Raw genomic sequence first — 17,652 nt, 5'->3', positions numbered from 1 at the left:
CGCGCACAAATATCTGACGAGGCCAGACTCCTTGGCCCCATAAACAACACGGAGAAACTCCATGACCAACGTCGAACTCCTGTCGGCTTCCTTGATCGCGGTTGCCATGATCGCGTCGCCGGCAATGGCGCGTGAAACCCACGCGATGTCCCGCCACGTCGCGGAGGCGAGCGCCGCCGCGCCGACTGACCACGTCTATGTCGACGGTCGCGCCTGCATTCCGGCGCCGCGCGTCGGTTCATTCGCCACCGCGCCCTGGACCGGCAACAATGTCCCCTGCGAGCCGGGTCCATATTGATCGCGTGGCGCGCATCGATCGGTCGAGCGGCCTACTAGCTGCTTGACCGGCGCGATGTGCCATCGCTCCGCTGAAACAGTGAGTAGCCCGCATGAGCGCAGCGATATGCGGGACTCCACGCGACACACGATAGAAGATGCCCTGGATATCGCTTCGCTCATCCGGGCTACGCTTGCTACCGTCAGCAGCGCAAGGGATTGACCGCGATTTCGCTTGGTGCAATCGCGGCTCGGCTTCCGATCGGATTGCGGCAAGCGCCATCGGCGACCTGCCGCGCATCAGTCGCGTGATACGGACAGTCCGGCGAGAAGCGGAGCGTATGCGGTGAGCCTGCGGGATACGAACTCGGTGAAGAGCCGCACGCGCTTCGTCTTGCGTGTCTCTCCCTGTGTGAGAAGCCAGAGCGTTCCGTACATGTGCAGGTCGGTGCCCGGCACCCTCACAAGCAGAGGGTCGGCATCTCCGACGAAGCACGGCAGCGTCGTCATGCCGATCCCCTGCTGCACCGCGACGATCTGCGCCGCGGCATCTGTCGCCCTGAACGGAACCTCGGCGGCGCGAACCTCACCCTCGTGGGCCCAGTCCGGGATTCCGTGAATACTTATGACGATCCACCTGACGGGATCAGGCGCGCCCGCGCGCCACGCGGCCAGTCGATCGCGGGATATGTAGATGCCGCCGAACAGCTCCGGTCCCTTCAGGCCGTGAAGATGGAGCGGCAGGGTTTTGCGGTCGTAGACGACGCGGATCGCGACATCGGCCTCCCGGTTGGTCAGATTTGCCAGCTCACCGGACGACAGGATTTCCATCTCGATGTCCGGATGCAGTCGTGCGAAATCGGCGAAGTCCGGCATGAGCAGGTGTGTCGCGAGGGGCGGTGCCAGCGTCACCCGCAGAAGCCCGCGCACGCCTTGGTCGCGGCCGAAGACGCGCGTCTCCAGCTGGTGCGACGACGCTTCCATCTGGTCCGCGAGTTCGAGGACCTCCTCCCCCGCAGCCGTCAGGCGGTAACCCGAAGGCAGCTTCTCGAACATGTGCGCTCCGAGCCGCTCCTCCAGCTGGGCGACGCGTCGCAGCACGGTCGAGTGGTTCACCCCGAGCCGTTCGGCGGCAGCCCGCACCGAGCCTCCGCGCGCGACGGCAAGAAAGTAGCGAACGTCATCCCAGTCGATCATGGTGCAATCCGGCACCGCTGGGGTGCGCCTTCCAAAGCCCGTCTCCAATACATCGAACAGCATCTCGTATGTGGGTAGCACGGGCGATCATCATAGCCCAAGCCGAATAGCCACGCCGACAAGCGCGGCCCAATTCCGAACGGCGGACACCGATCGTCGCGGCTGGCGTCAGTCATCCGGCCGGATCGATTTCGCACCACCGATGTGCGCGCTTCCGCACTCAACGCCTGACGCCGGCGGAGCTACGTCGAGGTTCTCGGGGGCCATCTCGCAGATGGGACCAGAGACGCTGTCCGACACGACGAAAGGAGAACTCATGGGAAAGCTTGAGGGTAAGGTTGCAGTCATCACGGGTGGATCGAGCGGCATGGCGCTGGCGAGCGCCAGGCGGTTCGTTGAAGAAGGCGCCTATGTTTTCATCACGGGCCGAAGGCAGGAGGCGCTCGACGAGGCGGTCAGGCTGATCGGCCGGAACGTGACCGGCGTGCGCGGCGACGCGGCCAATCTCGACGACCTCGACCGTCTGTTCGACACGGTCAAGCGGGAAAAGGGCAAGATCGACGTCCTGTACGCGAGCGCCGGCATCGGCGAAGCCATCCCACTGGGCGAGATTACCGAGCGGCATTTCGATGCGACCTTCGACCTGAATACGCGCGGCACGCTGTTTGCGGTTCAGAAGGCGTTGCCGCTGTTCAGCGATGGCGGCTCGATCTTCATGACCGGGTCGGTCGCTTCGGTAAAAGGTTTTCCCGGTTACGGTGTGTATGCGGCGAGCAAGGCGGCGTTGCGCTCATTCGCACGCACCTGGCTCAACGAACTGAAGGGCAGGAATATCCGGGTGAACGTGCTGAGCCCGGGGCCGATCGCCACTCCGATGCAGGACCAGGTCCTCACCGAGGAGGCGAAGCAGATGTTCGAATCCCTGATCCCGCGGGGAAAGATGGGTCGCCCTGAGGAAATTGCGGCGGCCGCGCTGTTTCTTGCCTCAGACGATTCGAGCTTCGTGAATGGGGTGGAGTTGTCTGTCGACGGCGGTTTTTCGGCCATCTGAAATCGAATCAACACCAACACGGATCGGAGAAGCACCATGAGCTACGCGATTGTAGGATTCGGTAAGGTAGGCCAGGCCCTCGCCCACGCCTTCGCCCGTAAGAACATCAACGTGACCGTCGCGAGCCGCCGGCCGCCCGAGGCGTTGGCGCCGCAGGCGCGGGCGATTGGACCCACGGTCGTCGCCAAGTCGTTGCGGGAAGCACTCGAGGCCGACACAATCATCCTGGCGGTCCCGTTCGGGGAGCATCGCGAGGTTGCGAAGGCCCTGCCGAGCTGGAAAGGCAAGATGGTGATCGACGCGATGAACGCGTTTCCAGTCCCTGAAGAGCTGGACGGCCTCCCGTCCTCCGCCTCCGTCGCGAAGGCGTTCACCGGCGCCAGCTTCGTGAAAGGGTTCAATCACCTGGTTGCGGCCAAGCTGGCGGCCGATCCGATCGTCGAGGGTGGCCACCGGGTGGTCTTTCTGTCTGGTGACGACGAGGACGCGACCGCTCCTGTGGCGGCCCTGGCGGAGCAACTAGGGTTCGCACCCGTCAAGCTGGGAAAGCTCAACGAGGGTGGCGCGCTGGTGCACGCACGTGGCCGCACTTGGGGCCCGCTCATCTTCCAGGATTTGTTCAAGAAGGAGCAGTAACGGATTTGCGACCCGTAGCCCGCATGAGCGGAGCGACATGCGGGACAAGACGCGGAGCGCCGATCGGAAAACCCCGGATGTCGCTGCGCTCATCCGGGCTACGCTTGCTATCTTGCCGATCCGCCCTCGCGTAAGACTCGCGAGGGCGGTGTTCGCAAACTACGATCTTAATCAAGATGCCTCGATCGGCTCGGACATCGTTATCCGGTTCTTGACGCTAGGACGCTCCTGCATCGCTGCATACCATGCCAAGAGAGCCTCGCACTCGATCGGCACCGGCACGTTCAACAGTCCCGCGAAGATCAAGCCGCCGATGAGGGTGATATCGGCCATCGTGAACGCCTCGCCGGCGACGAACGGCTGTGCTTTCAGAATGCCGTCAAAGTAGTGCATCCCCCTGACGGCCTTGTCGCGCTGACGGAATCCCCATTCGGGGTTCTGATAGATCTCGACATGAGGCCCGAGACCCGGCGTGGCGTGGTGGAAATAGACGCTGATGGCATCGAGCAGTTCCAGTTCGGCGCGCTTGCTCATCATGTGGATCACGCCCTTTTCGCGCGGCGTCCTGCCGGTCAGCATCGGCGCGCCATCGAGCGCGTCAAGGTACTCGGTGATGGCCGTGCACTCGCCAATGAAGGTCCCGTCGTCGAGTTCGAGCACCGGCAGGGTGCCGGAGTAGTTCTTGGCGAGGAATTCGGGCTTCTTGTGCTCGCCCTTGTAGAGATCGACCAATACGAACTCCACTTGCGGCCGCAGGTTCTTCTCGGCCAAAGCGATGCGAACGCGGGCCGGATATGGGCCAGTTGGCCAATCGTAAATCTTCATCAGGACTCCTGTGTCTACCTGCCACTTGGTAGGCTGAAATTAACCTTCAAATCCGGCCGGTCAACGCCTATCTGTCACTTGGTAGATAACGAAGCGGTGAGGCAACGAAGTGAGTTCGAGCTCTCGGGAAGCCATCCTGGCGACAGCAAAGCGGACCGCGCAGGCACGCGGCTATGGCGGCTTGAATTTCCGTGATCTGGCGGACGAAGTCGGGATCAAGGCCGCCAGCATCTATCACCATTTTCCGAGCAAGGCCGATCTCGGCGTGGCCGTCGCGCGGCGCTACTGGGAAGACACCGCCGCCCAACTCGAGGCGATGCTGGCAGAAACGGCCGATCCTGTCCGCTGCCTGCGTCGATATCCCGATGTGTTTCGCAAAGCGCTCGAGAGCAACAACCGCATGTGCCTCTGCAGCTTCATGTCGGCGGAAGTCGACGACCTGCCGGACGCAGTGAAGAAGGAGGTCCAGACCTTTGCCGACGTCAACGTGGCGTGGCTGAGCAAGCTGTTGGTGGCCGCGGGCCTGGTCAGTTCGAGAAAGAGCGAACAGCGGGCCCGCGCCATCTTCGCCGCCGTCGCCGGCGCGCAGCTCGTCGCCAGAAGCCGCTCCGATATTTCGCTCTACGACTCGATGATCGACAGCTATCGCGCCGCGGGACTTCTGCCGGCATAGATGGCCCGAACGTCAGATCGACGTGAGGCGGCGACGCCCTGCTCCAACTCGATCGTTCTAAGCCATGGTAGCGAGTAGCCCGCATCAGCGAAGCGATATGCGGACACCACGTGACACGCTGACAGGAGGTGCCCCGGATATCGCGGAGCCCGTCATCGGGCGCGCGTTCGCGCGACCCGTTGGCTCATCCGGGCTACGCTCGCTGGTGCACGCACGCGGCCGCGTTTGGGGCCAGCTCATCTTCCAGGATTTGTTCAAGAAAGAGCAGTGATCGGCGCACGGGCGCCGTTCGAAGGGCGGGGAGACGCGCTGGCCGCGCCGGACGGGCAGCGCGCAGTTCGGATCAACGGTTTCAAACAGCGTCAGATATGACACCACGTTCTCGCGACGATAATCGTCCGAGCTTTGCTGTTGGTTTCACCCTCTTCGATCGGAGGGCGCAGGGAAGACCGGGTGCCGATCGCACCCATGGGCCCCGAGCAATGGGTAGGAAGCTCGGGGGTAGGACCACAGGTGTAACCGGAAACATCCGGCCTTCCCTGCGCGATGGTTGTGCGGCTTCCGTCCAAAAACGGGTGGATCCAATTCAACCGCCAAAGCACGTACGACGAAAGCTCAATCGCACTTTTGCTGTCCCAGTTTTGGTTGACGTAGCGGCAAAGGTCTTCGATCGCCTTAACTACTTGGCCTGGGTGAATGGGCTCGAATTCGTTCTGCGTTATACGAACCGTCGCCGTTCGATAGCCGATTGGTGATGCACCCGGATATCCTTGGCGCTAAATATACTATCTACCCATCGGAAAAAATCGCTCTCTCGTCTCATTGTTGGAGAGCCATCCGGGGCCACATATGTCGGCTCCCAGGCATCATTAGCGAAAAATCCAAACGATCGAATTGGTCGACGCGGGTTCGGATGCAACAGGCAAGCATGATGACTCCAGAAGTTCCCAACTGGCTCATCGGTCCCGCTGACATGCATCTCCACTACGAATACGACCGCCGTTACTCGGCGCGTGCGATGGAAAAATCGTTCAGTAAGTTCGCCAAGAGACGGCCCCAAATTTTCTGTTGTGGCCCAGCTTTCCGGCAGCACGCAAAAAATGATGGAAGCATCTGTATCAGGCAGTTGCTTTCGCTTGTGATTCAGCGCATTTTCGATTGTTTGGATGGAAAAACTCTCTGCGGTGAGCGCTGTGACTTCAACGTTCACTGTCTCCCCGTCCGCGATCGCTTGAAAATCAAAATCTTCGCGCCTGATTCCTACCTCGGGCTTAGCTCGTACGTCATAGCCACCCTCAAGAAACATCCGCGCGGCATACATCTGGTAATAAGTGGATCGAAGATCTCGTCCACGCATTCGACGACAAAACTCCGAGAAGCCCGGACATGACCGCATCAGAAAGAGTGTTTCTCCGATAAGCAGCACGCGTCCAACGTAACCATGCCAAATCCCTCCTCTGCTGGTCCGCTGAAGGTCTAGAAAATCGCTTGTTTCTGCCTTTGTTAAATTCTTTCCGAGATAAAATAGGCCGATGTAAGCAGCCGCGAACCAATAGAAGCTCTCCCTATCAAAATCACAAGCAGCATCTCTCAAATAGTCTGCGAGGCGCTTAGGAACGTCGTCAAACATCCTCGCCCCCGTCGTACGGCTTAACGCGCTGGAGAACCCCTCACTCCCACTCTATCATTTTGAACGACGGCACGTCGTTGAGCTGTAAGCACAATTTTCTCGATCTGACGGACAAACGCCGACGGCATACCCGCCGTATTTTTTTGGTCTTGAATCCACAAGAAAAATTGCTCCTCATGGAATGCAGGCAATTCCGCTACCTATCGGAGTCTATCGATTGGATGGCGCGCCGCATGCGCAACCAACACTGACAGTGCCCGCACTGACACAAATCTTAAAATACCGTCAGATGTCAGGAGCATTCCTCCGCTCCCCGGACTGCCGTGCTCCGGCCTAGGCGCCCGGCGTCGACGAACTGGCGACGTCGATAGTGCGCGCTTCGGCGTTAGTCCTCTCCTTCGAGTCAACGTTGAAAGACGATTTTGCCGCCGACAAGCGTGATGTCCGCCTTGATGTCTTTAATTTGCTCTTCCGGAATGGCCATGTAGTCCGCGGAAAGGACCGAGAGGTCGGCAAGCTTGCCCGGCTGGATCGTACCCTTGCGTGCCTCGTCGAACATGTAGCGGGAAGCTGCCGACGTGTAGAGGCGGAGTGCCTGTTCGCGACTGATAGCTTCCGGCGCACCGTAGACGCTTCCGTTCGGATCCTTCCGCGTCACCATGATGTACATGTTGAGGAACGGGTTGATCGGGTTGACCGGGAAGTCGGTTCCGGCACCGAGATTGTCCAGCCCCATCTTCTCGATCAAGGTCTTTGTCGGCACGGCGCGATCGGCTGTTGGCCGCCCCAGGAAGCGCTCGACGGTCGCAGCCTTGTCCCACATGAAGACGTTCTTGAAATCGACCCTGACCCCCAACTTGTGGGCGCGCTCCATCTGCTCAGGTCTGATCAGGCTCGCGTGGATGAGAACAAAACGACGGCCGCTTATGGACCGTTCCTTGTCGGCCGCCTCGAAGGCGTCGAGCACCTGGTCGATGCCGAGATCACCTACGACGTGCACGCCAACACGCCAGCCGTAGCGATTGCAGATTGAGACGAGTTGCGTGAGCCGCTCGGGGGTCTGCTGGGCGATGCCGTGGTAGTTGTCGTGCGAATCCGGATAGACGTCGCGCATCAACGCCGTCTTCAAGGTCATGCCGCCATCGTAGAAGATCTTGATGCCGGCAAACCTGACCCAGTCGTCGCCGAAGCCGGACGAAGCGCCATTAGCCGACATGATCGCTTCCCAGGCGCCTAGATCGGCGGGCGGCTCAGGTCTGTACATCAATCCCGTCCGCAGCGTCGCTTGTCCGGACGCCGCGAGCTTCTGCAGCGTACGGACGTCGCGCGCTTCCGTGGCGCCTTCGACCGCGCTCGTGATCCCAAAACTGTTCAGCGCGCCTTCCGCAAGTGTGAACTGCCTGATTTCATCCTCTTCGGTCCACGGCGGAACGGCCTTCTCGACCCGGTCGATCGCGGTCTCGACGAGGACGCCGGTCAGTTCGCCGGCCGCGTCGCGCTCGAAAAAGCCACCGTCCGGGTTTGCGGTGGTCTTATCGATGCCTGCCTTCTGCAACGCCATCGTGTTCGCCATCGAGAAATGCCCGACGGTGCGCAAGTAGACCGGATTGTTCGGAGCGACGCTGTCGATCTCCTGTCTCGTCAGGTAGCGCTTCTCGGCGAGTTGTGACGGCGGGTGCCACGCTCCCCCAACGATCCACTCGCCCGGCTTCTTCTTGGCGACGAAGGCCTTGATTGCCTCGAGCGCTTCCGCGACCGTCTTCGCCCGGCCCATGACGACGACATAGTCGCCAAGTCCAGCCGCCTTGAAGTGCGCATGCGTATCGATCAATCCGGGAACGACGGTCTTGCCGGATACATCAAGCACCTGCGTGCGCGCTCCGGCGAGCGCCCGCATGGACGCGCTGCTTCCGACCGCGAGAATCTTTCCGTCCCGGACGGCGATCGCTTCGGTCACGCTGGATTGCTCGTCAAGGGTCAGGACCCTTCCGTTGACGAGAACGAGATCGGGCGAATTGACGTCCGCCGGCTGTGCTGTAGCGGGTGCTGCGGCTGCGAACAGAATTCCAGCACCGAGTATCGCGAGCACCGTCGACCTGCGGACCATTCAAACCTCCCGATTATCTTGTTCAATAGGCGAACATCTGGTCTTTCTTCGATGATAGCCGCGCGTATCGAAGCGGTCCAACAATCCGGCAGCCGCTCACGCCGCGACGGTGGCTCCCCCATCGACGACGACGGTCGAACCGGTCGAGAAGGGATTGCATGCGAGAAAGAGGACCGCGTTCGCGATGTTCGGCCAAAGCGGTCGGCGGAGAGGGTCTGGCGGAATACCAGAAAGGGACGCTGCTTCGTAATGCTGGTCGAGAGCTTTCCTATACGAGCGAGGATGTCGGTGAAGTTGCCCATCAGGCACCGAATATTTTCGCCAGCAGGTGGACGATTTCTGCGGTCGACACTTTCATGCCGAGATCCTTGCCGAGATCGACCAAACGAGTGCCCCAGCGCTTCAGCTTCCCAACATCCGACCGCGGGCAATTCATCTTCCCCCGGACGACTGATCCGATTGGCACAGCGAACGCGAACTTATTTGCTCGCTCTCTCGCGGGCCAAACGGCGCCACTGCGCTGGTGTCGTCCCCGTTCGGTCGATGAACACGCGCCGGAACGCCGCCACAGACTGATACCCGACCGATTCGGCCACGACCTCGATGCTGATCGTCGGCTTCTTCAGCTCGTTGGCGGCCAAGCTCATCCGGATATCCGTCAACAGATCGGCGGCCGAACGCCCCAGCTTGTCCTGAAAATGACGCGCGAAGGTAGCCCGCGACATGCCGCACAAGTCAGCGAGATCGATCAGATTCCAGTGTCGCGTCGGATCACCGAACATTCCTGCAATAGCCGGTGCAAGTCGCGAATAACTCGTCAGCGCCAGCAGTCCTTCTGGAGCTGACTCAGATTCGCTCGCTGCACGTAACACCAGCGTGAACAGCACCGAGGAAAGCCCGCGAAGGATGGCATCGCCTCCCGGTTTGTCGCTTGTTGCCTCCATCCGCATCAGCGCCACGAGATTGGCCAGATGGTTCGAAGCTGACCCAGTATCGTCCCCAGCAAGCCCCTCTATGGACCGCACTACCAGCTTCGCGGGGAGGCAGTTACGAATCAGGCGATCATGGGGCGCTCCAATGAAAAATCGCCCGCACAACATGTCTAGACGCTCACCCGGGCCACTATTCTTTTTGAAGGCCCACCCTCCAGAACCTTGCCGAACATCAGTCGGCCCCGCTGGAGCTCCACTGCCATCGTGCAGCACATAGGCCGACCCATGAGGCAACAGGATGATATCACCGCCTACCAGTTCTTTGGCCGTTTCAGTATCCGTCTCAAGAAACTCGATTACAGTCCGGCCATTGAGCACGATATGGTAAGGAATCTCATGTGCCGCACACTGAGACTTGGCCAAACGCCACGGCGCACCATACGAGCAGCAAATCTCTAGCTGCCCGGTGACGGTAATAATTTGCAGAAGCCGGCTCAGCCAATCGGCCTGGGGCACATTTCCTCCGGAAAATTAACTGCTCCCGCCTGGATGCGCTCCTAATGACTTTTCTTGAGGCGCATCCAGACTCGAACATTACGCTCGCTAGCTCAGATCGACCCAGCCGGGCTTACGGGAGGGAAGTCTTTGTCTGGATCGAACACGTTGTTGAAGAAGTTCGTCAGGGAGTACATGGCCACCAGGGCGATGATCTCCATGATGTTCGCATCCGTGTAGCCAGCATCGCGCACGGTCTTCAGGTCGGTGTCGCTGACCTGTCCGCGCGACTGGATGACCTTGCGCGCGAACTGGAGGGCGGCGTCGCGCTTCGGATCGGAGGCATGACCCTGGCGCGCAAGGATGATGTCATTGGCCGGCAACTTGGCCATGTGTTCGGCCGTATAGCTGTGCACGGTCAGGCAGTAGTTGCAGCCATTCACCTCCGAGACCGCGAGACCGATGCTGTCACGGGTCTTCACGTCAAGCGTCTTGCTCAAGGAGCCGATTAGGTCGGCCCACGCGTTGAACGCAACCGGGCTCTGCGCGAAGCACGCCAGCATGTTGGGGGTGAATCCAATAGTCTTGGTGAACGCATCGAGCGTCGTTTTCGAATCCGCCGGGACGTGTTCCGGCTTAGGGGTTGTAATTCTGGACATCGATAGCTCCGTATGTGTTGGTGCGCCCCGCTATGGGTTCAACGGAAGCTCAGGACGTCGAGCACGGGCCGGCGTGGCTTCGACGGCCAATTCCCATCACGCATCGGCCCGACCGCGAGAAGCATCACGGGGATCTCGTTGTTGGCGAGGTTGTATTCCTTTCTCGCCGCGGCGGGGTCAAAACCGATCATCGGGGTCGAGCCCCAGCCCATCGACCGGGCAGCGTAAATGATCGCGGCCGCGCCGAAAGTTGCGCTGCGCATCGCCTCATCTCGTTGCTGCTGCGGGTTATCGTCGTAAATACCGCGGGCACCCTTTTCCGCTTCAGGAAGCTGGTCCGCCGGCATGTAGCCCGCTTTCACCATCGGGCCAAAGACCGCGGGTACGGTGCTCGCATCAGCGAGCTGGCCGATGATGATGAATGTCACCGCCGCTTCGTAGCTAATCGCCTGGTTCCAGGCGATCGGGCGTAGCCGCTCCTTCGCCTCGGGTGAACGCACGGCAACGAAACGCCAGTTCTGGAAGTTGAACGAGGTCGGCGCCGAGGTCCCGATCTCCACTAGGGCGGTGATCTGTTCGTCAGTCAGAACAGCCTCAGGATCATAATACTTCGTAGCACTGCGGCTCAGCATGGTTTCGATGACTTCATTGGTTATGACGAGATCTACGTTAACACTGCGAGTTTGAGCGTTTTCGGCGATGGCGGTGGTCATAGCGGTCCTTTGATCGACATGTTGGAGAGGTATAGATACGGCCACGCACTAAGTGGTTCGAGACGAACTCGGCTCAATTAAAGGCTCGATACGCTCATCTTTCTCCGAACCGACGATGCGCTCTCTCCCCCGTGTTGCATGGCGCAGTTGCAGACACACTGTTCTGCACCTCTGCCGTTACAGTGATCAACCTGATTTTCGTAAATGGAGCAGGACGGTGCGAGGCGCTGCCTGCTGGAACAGCATTGGCGTGCCTGGCGACATTCGGAATTGTTTTTAAAAATGGTTAGAGAAGATCAAGCACATCGGCCACCGACATACGCGGCTTCTGCGGCCAGTTCCCAGCTCGCTCCGGTCCAACGGTCAACAACATGGCGGGCACTTCGTTTTCGCCGAGACCAAACTCGGCGGTGCACCGCGTCGGCGTCAAAACCGATCATCGGTGTGGATCCCAGGCCAAAGGAGTGAGCGGCATAGATCATCGCCGCTGCGCCAAAGGTTGCGGTCCGCATGGCTTCGTCACGCTGGCGCTGCGGTTGGTCGTCATAAAGACTGCGTGCGCGGCGTTCGCTCTCCGGCACCATATGTGCCGGCATGATCCCGGCTTCCACGACAGGTGCCAGGCGCTGTGGGAGAGTGTTCGCATCCGCCAACCTGTCAATGACGATGAAGGTGACTGCTGCATCCATGATCGCCGGCTGGCTCCAAGCGATCGGACTGAGGCGTGCCTTGGCTTCAGGCGTACGTAGGGCGATGAAACGCCAATTCTGCAAGTTGAAGGACGTGGGCGCGGTCGTACCGATGCGCACTAGCTCGCGAATCTGATCGTCGCTCAGAGTGGCGGCTGGATCGTAGACTTTGCTAGAGCGGCGACTCAAGATACATTCGATGACGGCATTGATCTTGGTGGTTGCGTTGGGCACGATTATCTCTATGGATGACGGGATAGATTGAGGTACACGAGTGCTTTCGCTCTATGCGGAATTGCTCTCACTCACCGCCCGTATAAGCAGCCAGAAGACACTTGAATGAACGATGCCTGATCCGCCCTGCGAGGCGGTTTTACTCGACGGACGGAAAGTCGACGTCGGTGCCGTTGATACGGTTGAAGGTATTGGTGAAGATGCCGAGTGCAATGGTCAGCGAGATTTCCGCCAATTGGGTGTCGGTGTAGCCGGCCTCACGGATGGCATTGAACTCGTCGTCGCTGATCGTGCCGCTCGTGGCATGCAGGTGGGATACGAAGCGCACCAAGGCATCACGCTTGGCATCACCCGTGGGCTGCCCTGCGCGAATGGCATGCAGCGCGTCGACCGGTAGACCCGCCAGTTTGCCGACGAAGCTGTGCGCAGCCACGCAAACGTCGCAACCGGTCTTCTCACTGATTAGCAGTTTGATGGTTTCGTGCTCTTGCCTGCTCAGGTTGCCCGCGTTCAATGTACCTTGGGCGTCGAGCACGGCGGCCAAAGACGCCGGTATAAGGTGGCCCAATGCGGCGTACGTATTGGGAACGCGACCACCGGAAAGTTTTTTCACGCGCGCATAAATATCGGCAGTGGCGCCGGTCGCGGACTCGACGGCGGGGATAGCGATGCGGCTCATGGTTTGGCTCTCTCGTTAGGCAGTTAAGACCTGCCGCTTTAAGCTCAGCCGATACCGATTTCGAGACTAGGTTTGCTCAATAAAAGACCTAAAAGTATCAAGACAACGAGACGATCGATTCGCCCGATTGCGGCGCGGGACGGCGGACGTTTTCTCGCCGAGTTGAGCTCGATATTCGGGTATTTTATCCAGGATGTACACCGAGAGCGAACGCGTCCTCGCCCTCGCGTGCCAAGCGACGCCATTGCCCCGGCCCCATCCCCACCTTGTCGGTGAAAACACGCCGGAATGCCGACACGGATTGATACCCGACTGCATCGGCCACGAACTCGGTCGACATTCCCGGCTTCTTCAGTTCGTTGGCGGCCATGCTCATGCGGATGTCTGTCAGGAGTTCGATAGGAGAACGGCCCAGCCCGTCTTGAAAGTGCCGCACGAGGGTTGCGCGAGACATGTTGCACAAGTCAGCCAGATCTTGAAGATTCCAGGGGCGCGCCGGACTGTCGAACATGGCTGAAATGGCTGGTGCCAATCGTGAATGGCCGGCAAGTGCCAATAGGCCTGCAGGCGCCTGTTCAGACTCACTTGCCGCGCGCAGTGCAAGTGTGAACAGCGTTAGCGTCAGTCCGTTGAGGATTGCATGCCCTCCTGGTCTTTCGCCAGCGGACTCTATGCGCATCATGCTCACCAGACTGGCCAAGTGGTTCGAAGCTGCCCCGATGCCCGCTTCACCACGACCGGCCATGGCGCGTACCATTAGAGTCCTGGGTAGATAATCGCGGATCAGCCGATCATGGGGCGGTTCGATGAAAAATCGCCCGCACAACATGTCCAGATGCTCTCCTCCGCCATCGTTCTCCCTGAGCATCCATCCTGCGGAAACTTGGCGTTCGTAGGTTCGACCCGGCATACGTCCGCTGCCATCGTGCAAGGCGTGTGCCGACCCGTGAGGAAACAACACAATATCCCCGGCCAGCAATTCCCTCGCCGTCCCCGTTTCCGGATCCTCAATAATGGCACTGCCTTTTAGCACAACGTGGTAGGGAATTTCGTGTGCCGCGGAGTGAGCGAAATCCACACGCCATGGTGAGCCATAAACGCAGCGGGCCTCCACCTGGCCAGTGACCGTCATCATTTGCAGGAGATGGCTTAGCCAGTCGATTTGGGACATACGAGAAGTACCTTCACTAATCTCCACGTGCGAAAAGGCGGGAAGGTGAAGAATCGCCCTCCCTTCCCGAGTCCTCACGGACGAACGCGAATGATCGTCTTCCCCGGCCGTCGCTCGGTCGGGTTGAAGGCAGCGACAGCATCGTCGAGGGTTGCGACAGTGCCAATGTTCGTTCGCAGTCGTCCGTCCCGCACTCGCTGGACGATCTCGCTCAGTTGGGCGCGATTGGCCTCGACAACGAAGTCAATCGTCCGGCCATCAGCGGGGCGCGCCTCTGTCGGGCCTGCGATTGTCACCAGCGTTCCCCCGGCTCGAACCGCGCTTGCAGACCGCTTCGCGATGTCGCCGCCGAGGACATCGAAAACCAGATGGACTCCGCCAACATCTTCCAGAGCGTCGTTATCGAGGTCGACGAACTCCTGCGCGCCGAAGTCGAGAGCCGTCTGGCGGCCGGCAGCGCGTCCGGTGCCGATCACATATGCCCCGGCCTCACGCGCGAGCTGGGTTGCCATCGAACCGACCACGCCAGCCGCACCGTGCACAAGGACGCTCTGCCCCGCACAAAGGCGGCCGTGCTCGAACAGCCCCTGCCACGCGGTCAGGCCCGGCATCACGAGGGCCGCGCCCACCGTGAAGTCAACGTCCCCCGGTAGCGCGGCGAGGTTGCGGGCCTCGACGACCACATACTCCGCCAGCGTGCCGTCGCGAGTCCAGTCCGTGAGGCCGAACACCCGCTGTCCCACCGATAGCCCCGTTGTTCCATAACTGAGGGCGGTGACCACTCCGGCCAGCTCGTGGCCGGGGATCGAAGGCGTCCGGTCACGGCCGAGACGATCGATCCAGGTCGAGGGCCATGCCAGTTCATCTCCGGTGAATCCCGACGCATGGACCTGAACAACGACATCGCCGTAATTAGCGCCCGATAGGCTGGCGAGCGCTGCCCCCTGCGGCTCCGGCCGTTCCACCAGCTTCATCCCGGCCGTTCCCGCAGCTTGGTCCGTCACAATGATCGCCTTCATCGTGAATCTCCTTGTTTTGACTCACTCGGACTGGCAATGGCATTTGAAAGCTTCGCGCAAGCCGATGGCATCCACGCGCATATGGCGTGATGTCGCGGCCGGCAACCTAGCTTTCACCAAGACGCCACACCTTCAACCAATTGTATTAACAGAGAAATTTGGCGAGTATGGGCTCCTATGGGGTAAGATAAGCAAGCCAACCAGATGCTACAATTGGCCATTTCCGATGGATTGGTTCGGCCAAGCCGAAGGATGAGAAATTGCGCTTCGATCTGACGGATATGCGGTTGTTCTTAACCGTGGTGGAGCGGGGCAGCCTCACCAAGGGAGCCGAGAGCATGAATCTGGCTCTCGCTTCCGTGAGCGAACGCATTTCCGGGATGGAGTCTTCGCTTGGCGCCCAGCTCCTGGAGCGAAATAGGCGGGGTGTCACTACGACGCCGGCCGGTGACGCTCTGGTTCGCCATGCACGGTTGATACTGGATCAGGTAGAGCAGATGCGCGGTGAGTTGCGCAGCTACGGCACTGGCCTGAGAGGACGCATCAGGCTCTTGTCCAACACGGCCGGGTTGGCCGCATTTCTTCCTCCTCGGCTCGGCCGTTTCTTGGTCGCTTATCCAGATCTTTCAATAGATCTCTATGAACGACCGAGCGCCGAGATTGCGCGGGCCATCCTGGAAGGTCGTGCTGACCTGGGAATTGTAGCTTACCACACTGGTCTGGCGGCGTTGCAGACTCACGTTATCGCGCAAGACCAACTCGTCGCTGTTGTGAGCGAAACGCACCGCATCAGCGATCACCAATCGATAGCTTTCGCAGATGTCGTTGATGAGCCGTTCGTTGGCGTGGCCGACGCTGCATTGGAAGCATATTTAGGAGAACGTGCCGCACGCCTGGGTCGGCAAATTTACTACCGCATTCAACTCAGGCGCATTGAGAACATCGCAATGATGATTGAGTCCGGCGTTGGGATCGCCATTTTGCCCGAAGCCTCCGCCAAAGATGTAAGCCACCTCGGTTTGACAATCGTGCCCCTTCGAGACTCCTGGGCGCTAAGGCAGCTTCATCTTTGTGCGCGTGACTTCTCTGCGCTCACACCGCACGCCGGCTTGCTTGCGCAGCAGCTTATGGAGCCGAAGGTCGCGATCTCTTAAGCGCTATGGCCGCCGCAACCCCTCGTGTGAGCTGGCATCGAGCGGTAATAGGCGTGGCTGTCTATGTCATACGCTCGCACATCGTCATCTGCTTCAGAAGAGGAATGGGTGAGCAGCGAGTTCAAGACCGAGAATACCGATAAGGATCAGGAACCAACGTCGAAAGGTTGCCGCGCTTATGCGCCCACGGACCATTGTTCCGACGTGCATCCCCAGCAACGCAGGAATGATCGCAAGGACTGACAGGGTAATACTTCCAAGATGGAAAGCTCCGCCACGGGCGAGGCCTGCCGCCAATGCAATTGTTGAGACCGTGAACGACAGCCCGAGCGCCTGGATGAGATCGTTTTTGGAAAGACCGAGAGCCTGAAGATAAGGAACGGCGGGAAGCGTGAAAACTCCGGTTGCTCCGTTGATTAGTCCGGTTGCCAACCCGATGACAGGCGACAATGAACGTTCGAAGCGCGTGGGAACCGACAATGGCTTCGCAAATAGGCCGTGCACTGCAAAGATAATCAGGGCGGCACCCAATCCAACACTTGCGTATACGGTATTGGCGCTCGTCAAAAGCCACGAGCCGGCAAGGGTGCCAACCAGTATGCCGAGCATCATCACCCAAAGTCTTTTAATCAGGCCCAGAAAATTCGGCCCTGTAAACAACTGCCAAAAGTTTGTGACGAAGGATGGAATGACCAGCAGAGAAGCTGCACTGACTGGCGGCATGATCGCGCTGAGGACGCCCATAGAGACGGTCGGCAAACCCATTCCCGCCACGCCCTTGACGAATCCGGCGACGAAAAACGTCAGCGCGACAAATAGAACATGCGGCGAAAGATAACCACTCATCCCGACTCCTCGGACCAGGCCGTGTCCCCATTTTTGACTTCGCGTAGGCCCATGGCATCCGCGTGCATATAGCGTGATAGCTCCGAAAAAATGTCGCTCTCACTAAGGCGCCATTCTCCAATCTCTTGTTTTATAGTCAAAATCGGCAAGCATGGCGTCGCACTTAGCAAGCTACGCTCACATTACCGATCGCCACAATTGGTCATTTCCGATAGGAAACTTCGGCGACGCCGAAGATTAAGAATTGTGCTTCGATTTGACGGATATGCGGTTGCTCATGACCGCGGTGGAGCGAGGTAGGTCCGCGCCAACCTGAACAGAATCGCGACGAGATCCTTGAGAACACCTTCACAAGAGGCTTGCCCCAAGGAAGCGCAATTCGAAGTGTCGCGAGAATTCAAGGACGACATGTCCCGCGCAGGAGCCAGGGCGCGATGACGACAGCAGACGCTTTCTCCCACTACTACTCGCACTTTACGCGAGACCAGGATCACTTCGAATCGCGACTGGCCAGGCTCAAGACTCCGGTGAAGGTGGTTCGGGGCGAGAAGGACCGTATCGCTCCGGCGAGGGCCGCCTTGCGCGCTGAGGACGGAGGATGAAGACATAGGCGTATGACTGACCATACGCCTATTTCGAAGGTCTCCCGATTGGAAGTAGTTTCGA

The 17,652-nt window shown here is 59.7% G+C and carries 17 protein-coding genes and 2 pseudogenes; 6 read left to right on the top strand and 13 right to left on the bottom strand.

The features are described 5' to 3' along the window. Positions 1-61 precede the first annotated feature (61 nt). Entirely contained in the window at positions 62-298 is a 237-nt protein-coding gene (locus ACZBJS_RS36940) for a hypothetical protein (protein ID WP_076831769.1), read from the top strand. 278 nt (positions 299-576) lie between these two features. Here ACZBJS_RS36940 and ACZBJS_RS36935 read toward each other — a convergent pair whose 3' ends face one another. Beyond that, the gene (locus tag ACZBJS_RS36935; protein WP_463439948.1) at positions 577-1,473 is read right to left on the bottom strand and encodes a LysR family transcriptional regulator; all 897 of its coding nucleotides are present in this window, start codon (positions 1,471-1,473) and stop codon (positions 577-579) included. A 316-nt stretch (positions 1,474-1,789) separates the two neighbouring features. Between ACZBJS_RS36935 and ACZBJS_RS36930 the strand changes: the two genes are divergently transcribed. Both ACZBJS_RS36930 and ACZBJS_RS36925 read left to right on the top strand, forming a co-directional pair. Beyond that, positions 1,790-2,524, top strand: coding sequence for an SDR family NAD(P)-dependent oxidoreductase (locus tag ACZBJS_RS36930; RefSeq protein WP_463439947.1), 735 nt, complete (start codon positions 1,790-1,792; stop codon positions 2,522-2,524). Between the two features lie 36 nt (positions 2,525-2,560). Beyond that, a complete protein-coding gene (locus ACZBJS_RS36925; RefSeq protein WP_076831762.1) occupies positions 2,561-3,160 on the top strand; it encodes an NADPH-dependent F420 reductase in 600 nt (199 codons plus the stop codon). Positions 3,161-3,331: 171 nt separating this feature from the next. Here the strand turns inward: ACZBJS_RS36925 and ACZBJS_RS36920 are convergent, their stop codons facing one another. Next, positions 3,332-3,985: a glutathione S-transferase gene (locus ACZBJS_RS36920; protein WP_076831759.1), complete on the bottom strand. Its 654-nt coding sequence runs from the start codon at positions 3,983-3,985 to the stop codon at positions 3,332-3,334. A 109-nt stretch (positions 3,986-4,094) separates the two neighbouring features. On the opposite strand from ACZBJS_RS36920, the gene ACZBJS_RS36915 reads away from it, so the two are divergent. Both ACZBJS_RS36915 and ACZBJS_RS36910 read left to right on the top strand, forming a co-directional pair. Next, positions 4,095-4,658, top strand: a complete 564-nt coding sequence (locus ACZBJS_RS36915; RefSeq protein WP_076831756.1) for a TetR/AcrR family transcriptional regulator — start codon at positions 4,095-4,097, stop codon at positions 4,656-4,658. Positions 4,659-4,860: 202 nt separating this feature from the next. Next, positions 4,861-4,929: pseudogene (locus ACZBJS_RS36910) on the top strand (NADP oxidoreductase coenzyme); the annotation flags it as partial. Between the two features lie 91 nt (positions 4,930-5,020). Here the strand turns inward: ACZBJS_RS36910 and ACZBJS_RS36905 are convergent. The 10 genes and pseudogenes from ACZBJS_RS36905 to ACZBJS_RS36860 form a co-directional block, all read right to left on the bottom strand. Further along, complete coding sequence (locus ACZBJS_RS36905; RefSeq protein ID WP_244558939.1) at positions 5,021-5,356, bottom strand: Fic family protein; 336 nt, start codon at positions 5,354-5,356, stop codon at positions 5,021-5,023. 20 nt (positions 5,357-5,376) lie between these two features. Continuing rightward, positions 5,377-6,288, bottom strand: a complete 912-nt coding sequence (locus tag ACZBJS_RS36900; RefSeq protein WP_463439946.1) for a hypothetical protein — start codon at positions 6,286-6,288, stop codon at positions 5,377-5,379. Positions 6,289-6,691: 403 nt separating this feature from the next. After that, positions 6,692-8,395, bottom strand: a complete 1,704-nt coding sequence (locus ACZBJS_RS36895; RefSeq protein ID WP_316396230.1) for an amidohydrolase — start codon at positions 8,393-8,395, stop codon at positions 6,692-6,694. Between the two features lie 479 nt (positions 8,396-8,874). Beyond that, positions 8,875-9,843, bottom strand: coding sequence for an AraC family transcriptional regulator (locus tag ACZBJS_RS36890; RefSeq protein ID WP_076826641.1), 969 nt, complete (start codon positions 9,841-9,843; stop codon positions 8,875-8,877). Positions 9,844-9,935: 92 nt separating this feature from the next. Then, positions 9,936-10,481, bottom strand: a complete 546-nt coding sequence (locus ACZBJS_RS36885; RefSeq protein ID WP_076826639.1) for a carboxymuconolactone decarboxylase family protein — start codon at positions 10,479-10,481, stop codon at positions 9,936-9,938. Between the two features lie 38 nt (positions 10,482-10,519). After that, positions 10,520-11,194, bottom strand: a complete 675-nt coding sequence (locus ACZBJS_RS36880) for a nitroreductase family protein (protein WP_076826637.1) — start codon at positions 11,192-11,194, stop codon at positions 10,520-10,522. 286 nt (positions 11,195-11,480) lie between these two features. Then, positions 11,481-12,129 (bottom strand): annotated as a pseudogene (locus ACZBJS_RS36875) (nitroreductase family protein). 127 nt (positions 12,130-12,256) lie between these two features. After that, on the bottom strand, positions 12,257-12,796 hold the full coding sequence (locus ACZBJS_RS36870) for a carboxymuconolactone decarboxylase family protein (RefSeq protein ID WP_076826635.1): 540 nt from the start codon (positions 12,794-12,796) through the stop codon (positions 12,257-12,259). A 184-nt stretch (positions 12,797-12,980) separates the two neighbouring features. After that, positions 12,981-13,967 (bottom strand): AraC family transcriptional regulator, encoded by a 987-nt coding sequence (locus tag ACZBJS_RS36865; RefSeq protein WP_076826633.1) that lies wholly within the window; start codon positions 13,965-13,967, stop codon positions 12,981-12,983. Positions 13,968-14,041: 74 nt separating this feature from the next. Next, positions 14,042-14,986: an NADP-dependent oxidoreductase gene (locus ACZBJS_RS36860; protein WP_076826631.1), complete on the bottom strand. Its 945-nt coding sequence runs from the start codon at positions 14,984-14,986 to the stop codon at positions 14,042-14,044. A 260-nt stretch (positions 14,987-15,246) separates the two neighbouring features. Between ACZBJS_RS36860 and ACZBJS_RS36855 the strand changes: the two genes are divergently transcribed. Beyond that, positions 15,247-16,140 (top strand): LysR substrate-binding domain-containing protein, encoded by an 894-nt coding sequence (locus tag ACZBJS_RS36855; RefSeq protein ID WP_141339943.1) that lies wholly within the window; start codon positions 15,247-15,249, stop codon positions 16,138-16,140. 93 nt (positions 16,141-16,233) lie between these two features. Here the strand turns inward: ACZBJS_RS36855 and ACZBJS_RS36850 are convergent, their stop codons facing one another. Further along, positions 16,234-16,986, bottom strand: coding sequence for a sulfite exporter TauE/SafE family protein (locus ACZBJS_RS36850; RefSeq protein ID WP_076826628.1), 753 nt, complete (start codon positions 16,984-16,986; stop codon positions 16,234-16,236). Positions 16,987-17,652 lie beyond the last annotated feature (666 nt).

The organism is Bradyrhizobium sp. KZN70725 (genome assembly GCF_055264925.1).
This window is presented reverse-complemented; position numbering and strand designations above follow the sequence as displayed.

Bases quoted from the DNA above. Each gene is read 5' to 3' on its own strand.
- ACZBJS_RS36940 (WP_076831769.1), top strand. From the start codon at position 62: ATGACCAACGTCGAACTCCTGTCGGCTTCCTTGATCGCGGTTGCCATG.
- ACZBJS_RS36935 (WP_463439948.1), bottom strand. From the start codon at position 1,473: ATGATCGACTGGGATGACGTTCGCTACTTTCTTGCCGTCGCGCGCGGA.
- ACZBJS_RS36930 (WP_463439947.1), top strand. From the start codon at position 1,790: ATGGGAAAGCTTGAGGGTAAGGTTGCAGTCATCACGGGTGGATCGAGC.
- ACZBJS_RS36925 (WP_076831762.1), top strand. From the start codon at position 2,561: ATGAGCTACGCGATTGTAGGATTCGGTAAGGTAGGCCAGGCCCTCGCC.
- ACZBJS_RS36920 (WP_076831759.1), bottom strand. From the start codon at position 3,985: ATGAAGATTTACGATTGGCCAACTGGCCCATATCCGGCCCGCGTTCGC.
- ACZBJS_RS36900 (WP_463439946.1), bottom strand. From the start codon at position 6,288: ATGTTTGACGACGTTCCTAAGCGCCTCGCAGACTATTTGAGAGATGCT.
- ACZBJS_RS36895 (WP_316396230.1), bottom strand. From the start codon at position 8,395: ATGGTCCGCAGGTCGACGGTGCTCGCGATACTCGGTGCTGGAATTCTG.
- ACZBJS_RS36885 (WP_076826639.1), bottom strand. From the start codon at position 10,481: ATGTCCAGAATTACAACCCCTAAGCCGGAACACGTCCCGGCGGATTCG.
- ACZBJS_RS36880 (WP_076826637.1), bottom strand. From the start codon at position 11,194: ATGACCACCGCCATCGCCGAAAACGCTCAAACTCGCAGTGTTAACGTA.
- ACZBJS_RS36870 (WP_076826635.1), bottom strand. From the start codon at position 12,796: ATGAGCCGCATCGCTATCCCCGCCGTCGAGTCCGCGACCGGCGCCACT.
- ACZBJS_RS36865 (WP_076826633.1), bottom strand. From the start codon at position 13,967: ATGTCCCAAATCGACTGGCTAAGCCATCTCCTGCAAATGATGACGGTC.
- ACZBJS_RS36860 (WP_076826631.1), bottom strand. From the start codon at position 14,986: ATGAAGGCGATCATTGTGACGGACCAAGCTGCGGGAACGGCCGGGATG.
- ACZBJS_RS36850 (WP_076826628.1), bottom strand. From the start codon at position 16,986: ATGAGTGGTTATCTTTCGCCGCATGTTCTATTTGTCGCGCTGACGTTT.